Raw genomic sequence first — 18665 nt, forward strand, 5'->3', positions numbered from 1 at the left:
TCGCCCCCCAGGTGCCTCGTCCCTCGGGTCTCTCATATGCGAGCGTAGCGGGCCCTCAGCGGTGATGCTCTATATGGCTCTCAATCAGGGCCGCATTATAAGTTTTGAGCGCCCTGATTTGCGTCAGGGTACCGATGATTTTATCGCTGTCCTCATGGGGCACCACCGGCATCCCGTCGAGCCCCAGATCCGTCATCTGGGCGAGGGCCTCGCCAAGGGTTTCGGTGGCGACCAGCCGCGCTGCCCCCTTTTCCAGGGGGGCGGCATCGACCGGCATGGCGCGCATCACATCACGCACACGGATGGTTTTGAGGATGATCCCCTGCGGCCCATCGGAAAGGTCATAGCCGCGATGGTTGAGCTGGTAATGGAACCATGACGAGCCAAACAGGACCTGGACGATCATGCTGGCGATCCCCACGGCAATCATCAGCGTTGCGGTCATCTGATAATCCCCGGTGATCTCAAAGACGATCAGGGTGGTGGAGATCGGCGCGCCGATGATCGCCCCGGAAACGGCGCCCATGCCGATCATCGCAAAAAAGGTCGCGCCATATCCCGCCACCTCGGGAAAGATGGCGCCAAGGACGGTACCAAAAGCGGCGCCGGTGATCGTGCCCAGATAGATGCCCCCCGAAAAGACCCCCGTCCCGAAGCGGCAGGAGAGGCACAGGACCGTGGCGAACAGCTTTGCCACGAGAAGGAGGAGCAAGAGCTTGAGGGAATAGCTGCCCTGAATGGCCTCGGATGTCGCTTCGTAGCCAAACCCCAAGACTTCGGGCAAAAACATGCCGATCGTCCCCATGCCGAGCCCGGCGATCATCGGCATAAAGGGGGCGGGGATTCGTCGCCGCATCAGGCCCAGGGCGGTGCGCCGCGCCTTGGCCGCCGATTGCAGGAACGTCCAGGCCACGATCCCGCAGAGGATCCCCAACAGGGCGCCGAGGGGCAGCGCCCCCACGCCCGGGGTGACATAGTCCGGAATCTCAAACCGATGGGTGTTCTCGAAATGGAGCTGCGTTACCACCAGGGCCGAGACGCTTGAAAGGGTGACGGGGCCGAAGATCGATAGGGCGTAATTGGACAAAACCACTTCGAGGGCGAACAATACCCCGGCGATCGGCGCGTTGAACGCCGCCGACACCGCCGCGGCCGCGGCACATCCCAACAGCGTTCGCGCATCCTTCGCCGGTATCTTGAGGCGCTGCGAAAAAAAGGTCGCGATCGAACCGCCCATGGCGACAAGCGGCCCCTCCCGACCGGCACTTGCCCCACAGCCAAGGGCGGTGGCGGAGACCACCGTCGCCACCGCGCCCGAGCGCAAGGACAGATAGCCTGGCGGGCTGGCCCGCGCCTCGATCACCTCGGCGACGCCTTGGCACCTAATGTCCCTTAAAATGCCGAGACGGACAGCGATCCACAGCATCGTCCCCACAAGGATGCCGCCAATGACCGGGACAATGAAGGTTCGTCCAGGGTCAAGCCCCCTTGCCCCTTGCGCCAATTGCGTCGTGCCTTCGCCATAGGTGAACCGGGTCAAGGCCTCGACGCCAAGGGTGAAGAGAATGACCCCATAGGCGACCGCCACCCCCAGGATCAGGGCCACCCCCCAAACCGTGGGACTGGCCGCGCCGATGGCCCGCCGCCGGGAGTGGCGCAGCCACAATCTAATGCGTTTCAGGGGGGGAGCGCTCATGGTGCCGTTGCGGTATCACGCTCCGCCGGGCCTGTCAGCGAGGCGAAGGGACCGACCTCACAAAAACGTCATCCATGGCCAATGTCCGGTGGGGGGTGATGCGACGCCGTCAAAGCTATGCTAGCGGGTCGTGAGAGTGATTCTTGAGGTGAGCTGCGGTGCGTCGTTCCATCTTTATTCGTGTCATTGTTGGTCTGTCGGCGGCCTCTCTGTCGATTGCCGCCGCGTCTGCCCAAGTCAGGGCCTCCGCGGCGAACGATGATCGGACCCAAGAGCGTCTTTTGCGGATCGAGCGTCAGTTGCAGGACTTGCAAGCCGTTCTTTATACGTCGGAACCATCGCCTGCGCGGTCGGCGACGGGGGTCCCGACACCGTCCCTCGGCTCCTCGGGCAGCGCCCCGGCCGGCGACGTGTCGGTCCGATTGATGGCGATCGAACAAAGCTTGGCTGAGGTGACCGGCCGGCTTGAGGAATTATCCTATCGCCTTAACCGGCAAGAGCGACGCCTGGCGCAGCTGGGCGGCGATGACAGTGCAGAAGGCGCGTTTCCGGCGGTGCCGACCGATGGAGAGAGTCTAGGGGACAGCGACGTGCCGGTCGGTGGGCCCGTCGATCTGATCGGCCAGACATTGCGTGAGCAAGAGGCCCAGGTGGTGCTGCCGGATGATCCGGCCGCCGCATATGACGAGGCCTATGCGGCGGTTCTGGCGGCAAATTATCGGGAGGCAGAGGCGAAGCTCGAAGCCTTTGTGGAAAAATTCCCCGAGGCGGCGCAAACCGCCGACGCGAAATACCTTCTCGGCGATGTTTACCTGGCAACCGGGGCCAATGGCGAAGCGGCGCGGATCTTTCTCGATCACGTCAGGACCTATCGCGATGATCCTAAGGCCCCCGAAGCCTATCTTAAGCTCGGCAAGTCCTTCTCGCTCCTCAATCGACCGGAGGAAGCCTGCCGTGTCCTCACCGCCGGAGAGCAGAAATTCCCCGATGTCGAGCCCCGGTTGGCGGCCCGCTACGCCACCGAGAAAGAGGCCGCCAACTGCGGGTAGAGACGCCCTTCAAGCTCGATCTGCCGCCGCTTGACGGACGCCCGCTCGGTATTGCGGTATCGGGCGGTGCCGATAGCTTTGCCCTCCTGCACCGGCTCGCCGCGACCGACCAGCCGCTGCACGCCTTTACGGTCGATCACGGATTGCGGCCCTCTTCGCGGGAAGAGGCGGACCTTGTCGCGGCCTGGTGTCGGGCGCGTGGTCTTCGCCACACGACCCTGACATGGGCGCGGTCCGACCCGGCCCGTAAAGGCGGCGGCACGCTGACGGCGGCTGCCCGGCAGGCGCGCTACAAGCTCCTTTGTCAGGCCTGCGAGCAGCATGGCCTCGACAGGGTGGCAACGGCGCATACCGCCGATGATCAAGCCGAAACGGTGTTCATGCGCCTCCGCCGCGGCGGCGGGCAGGGCATGGCGGGGATGCCGAGGGAACGCTTGATTGCCGCCGGACCGGGCCCTGCCATCCGGCTCCTTCGCCCTTTACTGGGGGTCAGGCGGGCGCGCCTCAGGGCCTATGCCAAGACCCACGATTTGCCCTTCGTCGATGACCCCTCGAATGCCGATCCGCGCTATGAGCGGGTAAGGGTCCGCGCGCTGCTCGGGGCGCTCGAAGAGCAAGGATTATTGACCGTGGCGGCCCTATGCGAGGTTGCCGAGGCCACCGCCCTTGCCGACCGGCGTGGGGACGGCCGTGATCTCGTCCAAGCGTATCTTACCGCCGAGGGCCTGCACAGCGATGGGTCTGTCTATCTGCCGCTTCATCTGCCGGCGGACGGCACAGCCCTTGGGGTCGCCCCCCTTGCCCGCGTGATCGCCGCCCTTGGGTCCGCCCCCCCGCGATGGGCCGATGTGCCGCCCCCTGCCTCAATCGTCGCGCCCCTCACTCTCTCGGGGGTGCAGATCGAGCCGGATCCGAACGGCAAGGGCTTGTGGGTTTTTCGGGAACCCGCAGCGCTGCTCGGGCGACGGGACGGAAGCCGGCCCTTGGTGCCGCAGCCGCTAAAGGCAGGTCAGCACGTCCTCTTCGACCGCCGCTTCATTGTCACCGCGCCCCCCGACACGCCGCCGGGGGCCAGTCTTTGCCCCCTCGGTCAGCTCGTTCCCCCTTCTATTGCGCTTTCAACATCTGCACGGCGTCGGCTTGCGACGCTGCCGGTCATTTGCGTGGGGGAGCGGGTGAGCCATTTGCCTGAGGGCACGGGGCCGACCGTGTCGCAGGGGTTCGCCCGTTGGAAGGACGGCCTCGGCTTCCTACATGCAAATTCGGAATATGAGGCAAAACCGATTATGCTGGAGCGATTTGCTGACAGCGTTATCCGCTTCTAGAAGATTGCTCGCTAGTCTTCTCGATCGGCGGGATGAAAGGATACTCCGAATGCAAGGACGGAATTGGATGGTATGGGGGGTGATGGTCGCGGTGGCCGTGACGCTCCTCTACGTCTTTTCGAACGCCAATCCCGGCGCGAACCCGCAGGCCATTTCCTACAGCGATTTCCGCAATCAGGTCGAAAGCGGCGGCGTCGCGATGGCCGAGATCGAAGAAAACAAGGTCAGCGGCGTCCTGCAAAATAGTCAGCGCTTCGTCACCAATGTCCCCGAGAGCGCCGATGTGGCCGAGCTGCTTTACGAGGCCGGGGTCCCGGTGACGGTCAATGCGCCTGAGCAGATGCCGTGGGTTTTGGCGGCCATCATCCAATTACTTCCGATCCTGCTAATCGTTGGCTTGCTGTTCATGGCCGTACGGCAAATGCAGGCCGGCTCCGGCCGCGCCATGGGATTTGGGAAGTCCAAGGCGAAGCTCTTGACGGAGCGTCATGGCCGCGTGACCTTCGACGATGTTGCGGGGATCGATGAGGCGAAAGAAGAGCTCGAAGAGATCGTTGAGTATCTTCGCGATCCCATGAAATTCCAGCGCCTGGGCGGAAAGATCCCCAAAGGCGCACTGTTGGTCGGCCCTCCCGGTACCGGGAAGACTTTGCTGGCGCGGGCGATCGCGGGGGAGGCGAATGTGCCCTTCTTCACGATCTCCGGTTCGGACTTTGTGGAAATGTTCGTCGGCGTCGGCGCCAGCCGGGTGCGCGATATGTTTGAGCAGGCGAAGAAAAACGCGCCGTGCATTATCTTTATCGACGAAATCGATGCGGTCGGCAGATCCCGCGGGGCGGGCCTTGGCGGCGGTAATGATGAGCGAGAGCAGACCCTGAACCAGCTCTTGGTGGAGATGGACGGCTTTGAGGCGAATGAAGGCATTATTCTGATCGCCGCGACCAACCGGCCCGATGTCCTCGATCCGGCCCTGTTGCGGCCGGGCCGCTTCGACCGTCAGGTCGTGGTGCCCAATCCTGATCTCGTGGGGCGAGAGAAGATCCTTGGGGTTCACATCAAGAAGGTCCCCCTGGGCCCAGACGTCAATGTACGGACGATCGCGCGGGGGACCCCCGGATTTTCCGGGGCCGATCTGGCCAATCTGGTGAACGAAGCGGCCCTGTTGGCGGCGCGGCGCGGTAAGCGAATGGTCACCTGGAAAGAGTTTGAGGACGCCAAGGACAAGATCATGATGGGGGCGGAGCGTCGCTCGACCGTCATGACCGAGGACGAGAAGGCGTTGACCGCCTATCACGAGGCTGGTCACGCGATTGTCGCCCTCAATGTCCCGAAGACCGATCCGGTTCATAAGGCAACGATCATTCCGCGGGGCCGGGCCTTGGGGATGGTGATGCAGCTTCCCGAACGGGACCGCTTTTCGATGTCCAAGATCGAAATGGAAAGCCGGATCGCGATTTTGATGGGGGGGCGGGTCGCCGAAGAGCTGAAATTCGGCAAGGAAAACGTCACCTCCGGGGCGAGTTCCGATATCGAGCATGCCACCAAAATCGCCAAGGCGATGGTGACCCAATACGGACTGTCCGACGAATTGGGGCCGATCGCCTATGCCGAGGATGAGGGCGAGGTGTTCCTCGGACAGAGCATTGCTCGCTCCAACTCGATCAGCCCCGAGACGGCGCGGAAGATCGAGCATGAGATCAAACGCATCATCGACGAAGGCTATCAGTCGGCGCGGCGGATCCTCGGTGTCGACAACCATGACGATTGGATCAAGCTGTCCGAGGGGTTGCTGGAATACGAAACCCTGACCGGGGAGGAAATTCGGCGGCTGCTGAAGGGCGAGAAGATCGTCCGGGACGAGCCGACGGATCTGGGGCCGCCGCCGTCTTCGGTGCCGACGTCAGGACCTGGACATCAGGCGACTCCCGATGGGCCTCTCTCCGGTCCGGAGCCACAAGGTGCCTGACACCGGTCCCCCCTCCGATGACAAGGGCGGCCCAAGTGGTCGCCCTTTTTCGTCCCGTCGGGCGAAAGCGCCGAAACCGGCCTCGCCGACATTGTTCTCTCCTGATCCGGCCGGACGATTCGAGATTTTTCTCGCATCGGTGCCGGGCGGTGAAGACATCCTGCGGCAGGAGGCTCTTTCCCTTGGCTTTGCCCACCCCCGCGCGGTGCCGGGCGGGGTGCGGTTCACCGGCGGATGGTCCCATGTCTGGCGGGCCAATCTGGCCAGCGCCGTGGCCTCGCGGGTTCTGGTCCGTCTTGCCCAGTTCGAGGCCCCCGATCTCAAGCGGCTGGCCCACCAACTTGCCGCGTTTCCGCTTTCGGAGGTTCGATCCCCCCTCGGGCCGGTGAGGGTCGAGGCGCAATGCGCAAAGTCGAAGATTTTCCATTCGGGCGCCGCCGCTCAGCGGTTGATCGAAGCCCTCGATCAACATGGAGTCGAGGCGGTCGAAGGGGGGGAGCCCCAAAGCCCAGACGAGGTGCCGGTCCCGCGTCTCATGCTCCGTCTCGACCATGACCGGGCGACCCTCAGTCTCGATACGACCGGGACCCCGCTTCATCGTCGCGGGCTAAAGCGGGATGTCGGTCGGGCACCGATGCGGGAGACCCTCGCTTCCCACTTCCTTCATCAGGCCGCGTGGCAGCCGGAGGAGGCGCTGCTCGACCCGTTTTGCGGATCGGGGACGTTTCTTCTCGAAGCGGCCGGGCGCGCTACAGGCAAATTGGCCGGCCGTGGCCGTCGCTTCGCCTTTGAGGGACTGCAAAGTTTCGCCCCGGACTCGTTCGAGGAGGTCGCGAAAGCCACGGCGGAGCGCCTAGCCCCCCAAAAGACGCCCGCTCTGGCCCTATGGGGGAGTGATCTGGACCCCACCACCATCGCCGCCGCCAAGGCGAACGCGGCCCGGGCGGCGCTGGCCGATCAGCTTCATTTCGAGGTGCGGGGGATCAGCGACGTCGCGCCGCCACCGGGCCTTGCTGCTGGGCTGATCCTGACCAATCCCCCCTATGGGGAACGTCTGGGCGACCCCCAGGCCCTGCGTCATCTTTACGCCACCTTCGGTAAAGTCCTGCGGGAGCGGTTCGGCGGCTGGCGGGTGGGGGTGATCACCAGCGACGAACGGCTGGCGGCGGCAACCCGGCTCCCCTTTGCCGCGCCCTTCGCCCCCATTCCCCATGGCGGCATGCGCATTCGTCTGTGGATGACCGAGAGCCTGGCCTAGGCCGCCCGATTGCGAGAGGTGACCGTGGGGACGACATCGGCACAGGCGCGGAGAAGACGGGCGCGATCGCCCGCCGAAAGGCTCGAAAAGCGGGCCTTGAGACGGTCGAGATCGCGATAGGTGCGCTTGATCCCCGACCACCGCTCGCCGCTGCGGGGCAGGGGAGAGGCCGAGCTGGCACAATGTCGCGCGATGTCACGGAATAGGGTCAGCGCCGCGGCAAAGGCGTGATCACCGAGATCATATTCAGATACGCCGAGGGGCATGGGGAAGGTATTGACCGCGACGATCGCGCCTTCGTCCACCCGCGGGGCCAATTCATGGGCGGTGACCCCAAAGGTCGTGGCCTCGTCCCAAATGGCGAAGGTCGTCGGCGCGACCCCCGGATAGGTCGGGGGACCGGGATGAATATTGTAGCCGGTGAGTCCCGCCCGGATCAGAAGCGCTTCGGGAATGATGATATCGGTCAGAAAAGTGATGAGCCGAACCGGGGCCCCGCCGGCCTCATCCAATGCGGTTTCGACCGCGGCTCTACTCGACGCGAAATTCGCGCGGGCCTTAGGATGCAGCTGCGCGATGAAATCGCACAGCGCGGGGCCAAATTCCCGTTTGCAGACCAAAAGTATGTCGTGCCGTTGGGTCATGCCCTCACTCTTCAGGAATATGGTTAAGATCGAATTAGGCATAGGCGCCGTCCAGGGTCGATCTTGGCGCCGAACGCCCCCTCGCGTAGCGTTGCGGTGAAGTGGCCTTGGGGGCGGAGAGACATGAGCCAGAAATTACCTGTTGCCGAAACGGCGCTGGCGGCAATGGCCTTTGGCGGGCGGATGATCTTCCCCGTCCTCAAGGTGGCGGGAGCACCATTGCTTCTCGCTCTCTGCCTCGCGGCATGGGCCCTTTGGCCGATGGTTGAGGGGGGGCAAGCCCGGCCGCTCTTCGGTATTTCTGGCGGCATGCCGCTTCGGATCGCGGCGTTCACCTTCGCGTTTTTCCTCACTTTGCCGATCGCCGTGCGCGTCCTGGCGGTCGCAGCGGACGCAGATACGCTGCCGGGGGGGGGGTTCTATTGGCGCTTTGGGGGAACCGAACTCCGTTTCCTGGCGATGCTGATCCTCACCTTTGTTCTCATTCTGGGCCTTCTTACCGGCGTCAATCTTGCGCTCTTGTCGCTTGGGGCCAAGGTCGCGGCGAGTGGTGATTTGACCCTTGGCTGGGTCCCCGCCCTCTTTCGCTTCGTCGGTGTCGTCTTTGCGTTTTGGCTCTCCCTTCGGTTTGTGCTTGCTGGGCCCTCGGCGGCGATCGACAATTCGGTGAATGTCGTCGCCGCGTTTCGAGCCACAGGGGGCAATGTTTTCCGGCTTATCGGCTCGCTGGGGGTGTTAGGCCTTCTCATCGCCGCACTGATCGTCAGCCTTGTGCTGATCCAATTCATTCTCGGTCTCTTCTCGGGCCAAATGATGTTGATCCTTGGGGACGCGACCCTGTCTGGCCGCATTGTCGGCGGCAGTCTCGCCGCCCTTTCGCTTCTTCTCACGGTCGGTGGCTGGCTCTGGATCAAATTGGCGGTGGCCGGTTGGTTCGGCGTTGCATGGGCGACCCTGCGCCCTGCCTCGGTGTCCGAGGGAGTTCAGTCGGGCCCCGGGGGCGAGGTCTTTGCGGTGTGATCGACCCGTCCCTACAGATTGTCGGCATTCTGAACGTCACCCCTGACAGCTTTTCGGACGGGGGCCGCTATAAGGGCCTCGATGCGGCGCTGTCGCAGGCAGAGCGATTGGCGGCCGAGGGGGCGACGATCATCGATATTGGGGGCGAATCGACCCGTCCCGGAGCGAAGCCTGTTGCCTCGGCCGAGGAGCAAAGCCGCGTCATTCCGGTCATCCGCGCCTTGCGCCGAGAACTGCCGGACATCCCGTTGTCGATTGACACGCGGCGCCCCGAAACCGCCCGCGCGGCGATGGGGGAGGGGGCGTCGATCTGGAATGACGTCTCCGCCCTGACCTTCGCCGAGGACAGCCTCGCCACGGCCGCTGATCTTGGCGTCCGGGTCATCCTCATGCATGCCCAGGGTGATCCCCAGACCATGCAATGCGCGCCGCGCTATACCGATGTGGTCGAAGAGGTTTTTGCGTTTCTGGCCGCGCGGATTGCCGTGTGTGAGGCGGCGGGGATCCCGAAGAACCGTCTGATCGTCGATCCCGGCATCGGTTTTGGGAAGACCCTTGACCACAATCTTGCCCTCTTGTCGGGATTGGACCGGTTCACCGCCCTTGGGCCCCCGCTATTGATCGGCGCGTCCCGCAAGCGATTCATCGCCGCTCTCGACCGCGAGGGGCCGGCTGCGGAGCGGCTTGGCGGCTCGGTGGCGGCGGTCATCGAAAGTTATCGTCGCGGCGCTAAACTGTTTCGCGTGCACGATGTGGCGGCCACGAGGCAGGCATTGGCCGTGGCCGCGGCGATCTCGCCCCCTGATGAGGCTTTGTGACGGCGGCCCGCTTTGCCCGCTGCCGGGGCATCGGCTAAGGGCGCGGGAAAGGAGATGAGAATGCGCGGCGACGAGCAACCGCAGGAGCGGCGGATCTTCGGTACGGATGGGGTGCGGGGGCTGGCGAATAAGGGGCCCCTGGCGCCCGACCAATTGTTGCGCCTTGGCATGGCGGCGGGGCGTCATTTCCGCCGCGGCCAGCACCGGCATCGCGTCGTGATCGGCAAGGATACCCGGCTGTCCGGCTATATGATCGAACCCGCGCTGACGGCAGGATTTATCGCCACAGGGATGGATGTGATCCTACTTGGGCCGCTGCCGACCCCCGCCACCGCCCTGATGACCCGCTCCATGCGCGCCGACCTTGGGGTGATGATCTCGGCCTCTCATAATCCTTACCACGATAATGGGATCAAGTTTTTCGGGCCGGACGGCTTCAAGCTGTCGGACACGACCGAATTGACCATTGAACGCCTGATGGAGGACGGGGCGGAGACCGGTCTCTGCGGACCTGAAAATCTCGGTCGCGCCTCTCGGATCGACGATGCCGGGGCGCGATATATCGAATTTGCCAAATCGACCCTGCCCCGTCGTCTTTCCTTTGAGGGGTTACGCATCGTCCTCGATTGCGCCCATGGGGCGGCGTACAAGGTGGCGCCGACGGTCCTTTACGAGTTGGGCGCAGAGGTAAAGTCGATCGGCGTCAATCCAGATGGCTTCAATATCAATCGGGGGGTGGGGTCGACCGACCCGCTCAAGCTGCAGGATATGGTGCTCGAATATCGGGCCGATATCGGCATTGCGCTCGACGGCGATGCCGACCGCGTGATCATGTGTGACGAGAACGGCAAATTGATCGATGGTGACCAGATCCTCGCCGCCATCGCCACCTCCCTTGCGGAGCAGGACCTGCTGCGGGGCGGCGGTGTCGTCTCGACGGTGATGTCGAATATCGGATTTGAGCTCTATTTGAAAAAGTGCGGTCTCGACCTTACCCGGACGAAGGTGGGCGACCGCTATGTCGTGGAGCAAATGCGCGCGCGGGACATCAATGTCGGTGGTGAGCCCTCCGGCCATGTGGTCTTGAGTGATTATACCAGTACGGGCGATGGATTGATCACCGCGCTGCAGATCTTGGGTCTGGTGGCGGAAACGGAAAAGCCGGTGTCCGAAGTGTGCTCCCTGTTCGAACCCTTTCCCAGTGTTCTCAAGAATGTCCGCTTTACGTCAGGCGATCCGTTGGCGGCTGAGACCGTCAAAGCCGCCATTGCGGAAGGGAAGGCGTTGTTGGGCGGCGAGGGGCGCACGGTCATCCGCAAGTCGGGGACCGAACCAGTGATCAGGGTGATGGCCGAGGGACCCGATGCGGGCCTCGTCGAACGCGTCGTCGATGACATTTGCGATGCGATCGAGCAAACGGTTTGATCGGAAGGGTGCTGATCATTGCCGGGTCCGATTCGGGCGGCGGCGCGGGGATCCAGGCGGACATCAAATCAGTGACCGCCCTTGGAGCCTACGCCATGACGGCGGTCACCGCGATCACTGTGCAGAATACCAAGGGGGTCGAGGCGGTTTTTCCCGTGCCCCCGGACATCGTCAGACAGCAAATTGGTGCGGTCCTTTCCGATCTCGGCGCCGATGCCATCAAGATTGGCATGATCGGCTCTGTCGCCACGGCCAAGGCTATTCTCGAGGGGCTGGAAGTGGCAGGGGCCCAGGATATCCCGCTGATCCTTGATCCGGTGCTGGTTGCAACATCGGGGAGCCGCCTCGGTGATGATGAGGTCGCGCAGATGATCGTCGAGCAATTCGCTGCGTGGACGGATATTCTCACCCCCAATCGCCATGAATTGGCGGTCTTAACCGGACGGGCGGTTGCGACCCCTGCTGAGGCGGCGGCGGCGGCGGGCGCGCTTCTGTCGCGCGGCTTCGGCGCTGTGCTGGCCAAGGGGGGCCATTTTGACGGACCAAGGATCGTCGATCAATTGATCATCGGCGAAGGGGGCCTATCCCGGCGGTTCGAGACGCCCCGCTTCGATAGTCGTCATACCCATGGAACGGGATGCAGCCTTGCCTCAGCGCTCGCTGCCCGGATCGCTCAAGGGGCGACGTGGACGGATGCCGTGGCGGACGCGATCGCCTATGTTCAGGCTGCCATCGAAACGGCGCCGGGATATGGGGGCGGTCACGGGCCCCTCAACCACGCATTGCGGCGGGGCGCGGACGGCGGCTTTGAGCCTTACTGACGGTCTACCCTCTTGGCGATTTGGCGGAAGACATCCGCAAACATCTCTTCGGTCAGTCGGCCGGTATTCGTATTGTAGCGTGAGCAATGATAACTGGCGGCAAGGGCAAGGGGGCGCCCCCCCTCCGCGGTGACCGCATAGTGGACATTGTGGCCGAAGGGATGATCCTTCAGCTTCAGGCCCAGGGTGCGAACGACTGAATCGTGGGCAATCTTGCCGAGGCTCAAAATCACGTCGAGCCGGGGAAGTGAGGAGATCCGGGATCTGAGAAATGGGCGACAGCGATTGATCTCCGCCGCGGTCGGCTTGTTCTGTGGCGGGACGCATCGAACGGCATTGGTAATCATGGCGCCGGTCAACTCAAGTCCGTCATCGGGACGCTTGTCATAAGGGCCGGTCGCCCAGCCAAAGCTGCCCAATGTCTGATAGAGGAGGTCGCCCGCATAATCGCCGGTAAAGGGCCGTCCGGTCCGGTTCGCCCCCTGCACCCCCGGCGCCAGGCCGACAATCAATAGACTGACGGATGACGCCCCCCCCTTTGGGCAAAAGGAGGAGACGGCGCCATTATACCAATCGGGGTGGGCCGCCGCATTCTCCTCGCGATAGGCGACCAATCGGGGGCAGAGAGGACAGTCTCGCGCTGGCTCGGGGGGGCGTGCCGGGGAAGGATCAATCGCTCTCGAAATCGTCTTCGAAGTCGTCGACGACGCTTTGGTCATCCGCGTCATGCTCCTGTTCCTGTCGCCGATGGCTCGTGCTCTTGCGGCCGATGACGTCTTCAAGCGAGGTTAAGTCCACGAATTGATCGGCCTGTCGCCTGATATCGTCGGAGGCCATAGGGGGCTGGGTCGCGGTCGTCGATACACAGATGACCCGACACCCACGGGATTGGGCCTTAGCGATGGCCGGCCTGAAATCGCCGTTACCGGTGAACAGCACAAGGCAATCAACCTTGTCCGCCATCTCGACAAAATCGAGGGCGAGGTCGATATCCACCGACCCGCGAAACCGTTTGCGCCCTTGGCTGTCGGTGAATTCCCGCGCCGCCTTGGTCATCATCGTATAGCCATTGTAATCGAGCCAATCGACAAGGGGCCGCAAGGGGGAATAATCCTGCTCTCGCTCCTCCGGCATGGCCGTGTAATAATAGGCTCTGACCAGACGGGTTTCCGCCCGGGTTTTCTGAAGCAGCCGCTTGTAATCGATGTCAAAGCCCAGATTCCGGGCGGTTTTGTAGAGATTGGCTCCATCGATGAAGATGGCGGTCTTGTCGTCGGGGTCGAGCCCCATCCACGCGTTCAACAATTATCTCCCCATTTATTTTTCACTTTTGGTCGAATGACCTAGCGGATTTTCGTCTATGCGCAAATTGCAGCCGGCGCTGGTCGGTCTTGGCGCCAATCAACGGTTTGCCGGGCGCGCCCCGGCCGCGCTGTTGGTCGCAGCGGCGGCGGCCATTGGGCGGTTGGGAGAGGGGGCACGCCTGTCGCCGCTTTACCGTTCCGTGGCCTGGCCCGATCCGACGGGGCCTGCCTATGTCAACGCGGTGATGAGGCTTGAGACGGCATTGTCCCCCGAGGCGCTGCTCGGGGCGCTGCTCGCGATCGAAGCGGCCTTTGGCCGGCGTCGCGAGGGGCTTTATCGGTATGCGCCCCGGTCCATGGATCTCGACCTGTTGGCGGTCGGCGAGGAGCGGCGATCCGGTGAGGCGCTAACCCTGCCCCATCCCCGCCTCTCGGAGCGGCTCTTCGTTCTTCGCCCCCTTGCTGACCTCGTCCCGACATGGCGGCATCCTCTGACGGGAACGCCGGTGGCCCAATTGGTGACATCGGCGAGGGGACCGGCCGTCCACCGCCTTCCCTTTACCGGTGAGGCTCTTGCCCCCGAAGCGGTCCTCCTGTAGAGCAACAGATCGCCCGATGATTGAGGAATTCTATGGCTCGCGTCACCGTCGAAGATTGTATCGACAAGGTCGACAATCGGTTCGATCTCGTCCTTCTCGCCGCCCACCGCGCCCGGTTGATTGCCGCCGGCTCTCCGGTGGAGGTCGAGCGTGAGCGGGATAAGAACCCCGTGGTGGCGCTTCGTGAGTTGGCTGATGACAAGATCACCGCCAAGGCCCTGACCGAGGATCTCGTCACGTCGCTCCAAACACAACTCGACATGGACGAGCCGGAGGAGGCCGAAGGCGCGGCGGCCGATAAAGCCGATTTGCCCGAGCACGATACAGTGTCCGAGGACGAGCTTCTCAAAGCGCTGCAACAATCCGGCATGGCCCCTCTTTCCCCGTCCAATAAGTAAATCGGGTCAGGGGCATCATTGGGGGCACGCAGAAGGACGCGTCCGTCCCATCGGCGGCACCCAAAGGATGCCAAAGCGTGATCGGTGGGGACGCCCCTTTCGGCGCAGCCGTTTCCGCCTTAAGTTGGTGATATGGCCGAAGTGAATGGGTCGAGCGATGCGAAAACGATCCCAACGGATCAGGACCCACGCCAGGATAAGGCGCAAGGTCGCGAGCTCGCGCCGGAAACTGACATACCTCCTCGGCAAGCGAGTCGATCGGCGGTTGGCCTTTTTCCGGGTCTTGAACCGGCGCCGGCGGCGCCGACATTAACCGGCAAGCCCCCCGACTTCATTCGCCAATATGAATTGGTCGACCGCATTCGGAGTTACGATCCGGAGGTGGACGAAGCCCTGCTGGACCGGGCCTATGTTTTCGCGATGCGGGCCCATGGCGATCAGAAGCGATCGAGCGGCGACCCCTATATTTCTCACCCCCTGGCGGTGGCGTCCATCCTGACCGAACTCAAACTCGATCAGGAAACCATTGCGACCGCGCTATTGCACGATGTGGTCGAAGATACGCCGGTCACGATCGGCGAGATCACCGATATTTTTGGGCCCGTCATCGCCGAGCTGGTGGACGGGGTGACCAAAATTTCGAAGCGGGAATTGGCCCCTGACGCGGACGGGAAGACCGAAAACTTCGCCAAGTTTCTCCTCGCGACGGCCAAGGATCTCAGAGTCCTGATCGTTAAACTGGCCGACCGGTTGCACAATATGCGGACGCTGCATTTCGTGCCCAGCACCGAAAAGCGGGCGCGTATCGCGCGGGAGACGATGGATATCTATGCGCCGATGGCAGGGCGCATTGGGATGCAGGCGGTGAAGGAGGAACTCGAAGATCTGAGCTTCCGCTACCTTTATCCCGAAGCGTTCGACCGCATCACGGATCGACTGGATCTCTTAAGTCAACGGGCTGGACCGCATATTGTCAGGCTCGCCACGCGCCTCAGGGAAAGCCTCGCAGAGGCGGGCATGGTGGCTGAGGTCTATGCCCGGGAGAAGCGGGTCTATTCGATCTGGCGAAAGATGCAGCGTAAAGGATCGACCTTCGAGGAACTGGCCGACATCTACGCCTTTCGGGTTATCGTTGAGGATGGCGATGCCTGCTATCGGGCCCTTGGGATCATTCATCAGGCCTTCAAGATGATTCCGGGGGAGTTCGACGACTACGTCTCGACCCCGAAACCCAATGGCTACAGATCAATTCATACGGCGGTTCTCGCCTCGAGCGAGGATAGCGAGGCAGGGACCCGCTACGAAGGTCAGCGGGTCGAAATCCAGATCCGTACATTCGAAATGCACGAAGTGGCCGAGCGCGGTATCGCAGCCCATTGGCGCTATAAAGCCAGCCAGAATGACGGCGGGCGGGCCGGCGGGCCTGAGGCCGGAAAGGACGATCCCTATCTATGGCTGCGCGGGATGATCGAGACCCTCGCCACTGAAGGGGGGAAGGACCTCCTTTTGGCGCAGGCCAAGCTCGACCTCTACCACGACCAGATTTTCCCCTTCACGCCGAAGGGCCGTGTCATCCCTCTGCCGACCGACGGCACGGTGCTTGATTTCGCCTATGGTCTGCACACAGAGCTTGGTGACCGCTGCGCGGGGGCAAAGGTCAATGGGGCCCTACGCCCGCCGCGGTCGCGGTTGCGGACAGGCGATGTCGTCGAAATCCTCACCAATGAGAACGCCCCGATTCCGCAAGCCTGGGAGAGCTTTGTGGTGTCGGCCGCGGCAAAGACCGGCCTTCGCCGTCGCGCGCGGGCGCTCAATAAGAGAGACAAGATTATCCTTGGTGAGCGGGTGGTCGCGGCCGCTTTCGCCGCCCGGCACTTGCCTTTCTCCTCCCGCGCCGTCGAGGGCGTGGTCGCAAAGCTTGGTTTCGATCAAGTGGATGCGCTCTATGAGGCGGCGGGGGAGATGACCCTGCCCGCCCGTCAAGTCGTCGAAGCGGTCTATCCCGACCTCGATGCCGATACCGATCAGCATACAGGGGAGGGCCGCCTTGTTGAGACTGGGGCCCCGCTCCCCCGCCGCGCGGTGTCGATCGCCGGCATGACCCCGGGGGGCGCCATCACCCTCGGCCTCTGCTGCGGTCCACTGCCCGGTCAGCGGATCATCGGGCTGAGGGATGGAGAAAACGACTCCATCACGGTCCATACGATTGATTGCGAGCGCCTTGCCGACCGGCAGGAAGAGGAATGGATCGACCTGGCGTGGTCGGACTCGTTGACCGATACGTTCATTGTGCCCATCGTTCTGACCGTGAATAACAAGACAGGGGCCCTCGGGGATATCGGGACCTTATTGGGTCGGTACGGGGCCGATATTCTCGATATCAATGTCGAGAAGCGCGACGTCGATTTCACGGATCTGTGCCTCGATATTTCGGTGCGGGATGTGCGACATTTACAAAGCGTCCTGACCGGGCTCCGGGTCTCGGACTATGTGGTCAGCGCGGAAAAGACCGAGAGCCGAGAGGAGGGGCCCTATGACCGAAGATGAGGTGCTTGGGGTATTTGAGGCCTGCGGGGCGCTATTGAGGGGGCATTTTGTGCTCTCCTCGGGGCGCCACGCCGACACCTATCTGAACAAATCCATCGTCTCTCAATATCCGCAAGCGACGACGCGCCTTTGCCGGGTCCTGGCCGAGAAGATCAGGGACACGCTGGGGGAGCGCCCGCAATATGTGATTTCTCCTGCCATGGGGGCGATTATTTTCGGGTTCGAGACCGCGCGGCATTTCGACCGGCCTTTCATGTTCCTTGAGCGGGTGCGGGGTGAGTTCACTTTCCGGCGCGGATTTCATCTGCCGCAGGGCGCCGAAGTGGTGATCGTCGAGGATATCGTATCGACCGGCTTATCATCGCGGGAGGCGATTACCGCTGTGAGACGGGCGGGCGCGAAACCATTGGCCCTCGCTTGCCTGGTCGACCGGTCCGGGGGCACCGCCGCCCTCGACATTCCGATGATGCCCTTGGCGCGATTGTCGATTGAGAGCTGGCCGGCCGACCATCTGCCGCCGCATCTTGCCGCGCTGCCCGCTGTGAAGCCGGGCTCACGGGGGCTTCAGTGACCCCCGCCCAGGGGCCTAATCAGGGTCCCAATCCGGCGCTCGATCGTCCGGCCTGTCGGCTTGGGGTGAATATCGACCATGTCGCCACCCTGCGGAATGCCCGCGGCGGGACGGATCCCGATCCGGTGCGGGCGGCGCAGCTGGCGATCGCCGCGGGGGCTGACGGGATCACCGCGCATTTGCGGGAGGATCGGCGGCATATTCAAGATGCGGACATGATCCGCCTGAAGGATGAGATCGACCGTCCCCTGAATTTTGAGATGGCCGCCACCGAAGAGATGGCGGAGATCTGTTTGCAGGTGTCGCCCCACGCCGCTTGCCTCGTCCCCGAAAAGCGCAATGAGCGAACGACCGAGGGCGGTCTCGATGTGGTCGGCGGGCAGCAGACCCTGACCCCGATTATCGATCGCCTGAAGGAAGCTGGCATTCGCGTGTCCCTCTTTATCGATCCCGAAGACGCGCAAGTTCGCGCCGCCGCCGCGCTGGGGGTGCCGGTGGTCGAACTGCATACGGGCGCCTATCACCATGCGGCGCTGTCAACGACCCCGTCGCGGATCGAGGCGGCCTGGCGAGCCATCGATGAAGCCGCCACCCTTGCCGATGATTTGGGGCTTGAGGTCCATGCCGGACACGGCCTGACCTTTCACAATGTCCCGAACATTGCGTCGATCCCGGCGATGCGTGAGCTGAATATCGGCCATTTCCTGATCGGCGAGGCGGTTTTCATGGGCCTCGACCAGGCCGTTCGCGAAATGCGGCGGCTGATCACGGATGCCCGCACGGGGCGCCTTGTATGATCGTCGGGATCGGAAACGACCTGCTCGATATCCGCCGAGTGGAGCGAACCCTTGACCGTTACGGGGAGCGGTTCACCCAGCGCTGCTTCACTGACATCGAGCGGGAGAAGAGCGACCGTCGACGGGGGCGGGCGGCAAGCTATGCCAAGCGGTTCGCGGCGAAGGAGGCGATGGCCAAAGCGCTGGGGACGGGGCTCAGCCGCGGGGTGTTCTGGCGGGATATGGGGGTCGTCAACCTGCCCAGCGGAAAGCCCACCATGGCCTTGACGGGGGGGGCCTCTGCCCGCCTTGCGGAGATGACCCCACCGGGGCATCGTGTAGAGGTTCATGTGACTATCACCGATGATTATCCCTTGGCGCAGGCCTTCGTGATCCTTTACGCCGTCCGCAAAGAAGAAGAGCTGGGTTCGCCCGCAGTATAAGATTC

The 18665-nt window shown here is 63.2% G+C and carries 19 protein-coding genes; 14 read left to right on the forward strand and 5 right to left on the reverse strand.

Going from position 1 to position 18665, the window contains the following annotated elements; translation table 11 throughout:
• Positions 1–55: 55 nt before the first annotated feature.
• Entirely contained in the window at positions 56–1696 is a 1641-nt protein-coding gene (locus tag PB2503_RS07780) for a chloride channel protein (protein WP_083811014.1), read from the reverse strand.
• Positions 1697–1854: 158 nt separating this feature from the next.
• Here PB2503_RS07780 and PB2503_RS07785 point away from each other — a divergent pair, with 158 nt between their 5' ends.
• A complete protein-coding gene (locus PB2503_RS07785; protein ID WP_013300689.1) occupies positions 1855–2745 on the forward strand; it encodes a tetratricopeptide repeat protein in 891 nt (296 codons plus the stop codon).
• On the opposite strand, the gene PB2503_RS14940 is transcribed toward PB2503_RS07785, so the two are convergent.
• On the reverse strand, positions 2709–2885 hold the full coding sequence (locus PB2503_RS14940) for a hypothetical protein (RefSeq protein WP_013300690.1): 177 nt from the start codon (positions 2883–2885) through the stop codon (positions 2709–2711). The genes PB2503_RS07785 and PB2503_RS14940 overlap by 37 nt on opposite strands.
• On the opposite strand from PB2503_RS14940, the gene tilS reads away from it, so the two are divergent.
• The 3 genes from tilS to PB2503_RS07800 are packed head-to-tail and all read left to right on the forward strand — an operon-like array spanning position 2832 to position 7294.
• Complete coding sequence (gene tilS, locus PB2503_RS07790) at positions 2832–4070, forward strand: tRNA lysidine(34) synthetase TilS (RefSeq protein ID WP_238525827.1); 1239 nt, start codon at positions 2832–2834, stop codon at positions 4068–4070. The genes PB2503_RS14940 and tilS overlap by 54 nt on opposite strands.
• A 49-nt stretch (positions 4071–4119) precedes the next feature.
• Positions 4120–6036, forward strand: a complete 1917-nt coding sequence (ftsH, locus tag PB2503_RS07795) for an ATP-dependent zinc metalloprotease FtsH (RefSeq protein ID WP_013300692.1) — start codon at positions 4120–4122, stop codon at positions 6034–6036.
• Complete coding sequence (locus PB2503_RS07800) at positions 6029–7294, forward strand: THUMP domain-containing class I SAM-dependent RNA methyltransferase (RefSeq protein WP_049781996.1); 1266 nt, start codon at positions 6029–6031, stop codon at positions 7292–7294. The genes ftsH and PB2503_RS07800 overlap by 8 nt, the downstream gene beginning before the upstream one ends.
• On the opposite strand, the gene PB2503_RS13980 is transcribed toward PB2503_RS07800, so the two are convergent.
• A complete protein-coding gene (locus PB2503_RS13980; RefSeq protein ID WP_013300694.1) occupies positions 7291–7938 on the reverse strand; it encodes a formyltransferase family protein in 648 nt (215 codons plus the stop codon). The genes PB2503_RS07800 and PB2503_RS13980 overlap by 4 nt on opposite strands.
• Before the next feature lie 123 nt (positions 7939–8061).
• On the opposite strand from PB2503_RS13980, the gene PB2503_RS07810 reads away from it, so the two are divergent.
• From PB2503_RS07810 to thiD, 4 genes are read left to right on the forward strand one after another with little or no spacing between them, the layout of a single operon-like run.
• Positions 8062–8958: a hypothetical protein gene (locus PB2503_RS07810; protein WP_013300695.1), complete on the forward strand. Its 897-nt coding sequence runs from the start codon at positions 8062–8064 to the stop codon at positions 8956–8958.
• Positions 8955–9776, forward strand: a complete 822-nt coding sequence (gene folP, locus PB2503_RS07815; RefSeq protein WP_013300696.1) for a dihydropteroate synthase — start codon at positions 8955–8957, stop codon at positions 9774–9776. The genes PB2503_RS07810 and folP overlap by 4 nt, the downstream gene beginning before the upstream one ends.
• A 60-nt stretch (positions 9777–9836) precedes the next feature.
• A complete protein-coding gene (gene glmM, locus PB2503_RS07820) occupies positions 9837–11201 on the forward strand; it encodes a phosphoglucosamine mutase (RefSeq protein ID WP_013300697.1) in 1365 nt (454 codons plus the stop codon).
• Positions 11202–11209: 8 nt separating this feature from the next.
• Entirely contained in the window at positions 11210–12022 is an 813-nt protein-coding gene (gene thiD, locus PB2503_RS07825; RefSeq protein WP_013300698.1) for a bifunctional hydroxymethylpyrimidine kinase/phosphomethylpyrimidine kinase, read from the forward strand.
• Here thiD and PB2503_RS07830 read toward each other — a convergent pair.
• On the reverse strand, positions 12016–12741 hold the full coding sequence (locus PB2503_RS07830; RefSeq protein WP_083811018.1) for a uracil-DNA glycosylase: 726 nt from the start codon (positions 12739–12741) through the stop codon (positions 12016–12018). The genes thiD and PB2503_RS07830 overlap by 7 nt on opposite strands.
• Positions 12692–13312 carry a LabA-like NYN domain-containing protein gene (locus tag PB2503_RS07835; RefSeq protein ID WP_013300700.1) on the reverse strand — a complete coding sequence of 207 codons (621 nt, stop codon included), beginning with the start codon at positions 13310–13312 and terminating at the stop codon, positions 12692–12694. The genes PB2503_RS07830 and PB2503_RS07835 overlap by 50 nt, the downstream gene beginning before the upstream one ends.
• A 70-nt stretch (positions 13313–13382) precedes the next feature.
• Between PB2503_RS07835 and folK the strand changes: the two genes are divergently transcribed.
• From folK to acpS, 6 genes are all read left to right on the forward strand, one after another.
• Positions 13383–13925: a 2-amino-4-hydroxy-6-hydroxymethyldihydropteridine diphosphokinase gene (folK, locus tag PB2503_RS07840; protein WP_013300701.1), complete on the forward strand. Its 543-nt coding sequence runs from the start codon at positions 13383–13385 to the stop codon at positions 13923–13925.
• Between the two features lie 32 nt (positions 13926–13957).
• Complete coding sequence (gene rpoZ, locus PB2503_RS07845; RefSeq protein WP_013300702.1) at positions 13958–14323, forward strand: DNA-directed RNA polymerase subunit omega; 366 nt, start codon at positions 13958–13960, stop codon at positions 14321–14323.
• A 132-nt stretch (positions 14324–14455) separates the two neighbouring features.
• Positions 14456–16870, forward strand: coding sequence for a RelA/SpoT family protein (locus tag PB2503_RS07850; RefSeq protein ID WP_013300703.1), 2415 nt, complete (start codon positions 14456–14458; stop codon positions 16868–16870).
• On the forward strand, positions 16857–17441 hold the full coding sequence (gene pyrE, locus PB2503_RS07855; RefSeq protein ID WP_013300704.1) for an orotate phosphoribosyltransferase: 585 nt from the start codon (positions 16857–16859) through the stop codon (positions 17439–17441). The genes PB2503_RS07850 and pyrE overlap by 14 nt, the downstream gene beginning before the upstream one ends.
• Positions 17438–18238: a pyridoxine 5'-phosphate synthase gene (locus PB2503_RS07860; RefSeq protein WP_013300705.1), complete on the forward strand. Its 801-nt coding sequence runs from the start codon at positions 17438–17440 to the stop codon at positions 18236–18238. Before pyrE ends, PB2503_RS07860 begins: the two co-directional genes overlap by 4 nt.
• Complete coding sequence (gene acpS, locus PB2503_RS07865) at positions 18235–18660, forward strand: holo-ACP synthase (RefSeq protein WP_013300706.1); 426 nt, start codon at positions 18235–18237, stop codon at positions 18658–18660. Before PB2503_RS07860 ends, acpS begins: the two co-directional genes overlap by 4 nt.
• Positions 18661–18665: the final 5 nt, after the last annotated feature.

Source organism: Parvularcula bermudensis HTCC2503 (assembly GCF_000152825.2).
Lineage (GTDB): Bacteria > Pseudomonadota > Alphaproteobacteria > Caulobacterales > Parvularculaceae > Parvularcula > Parvularcula bermudensis.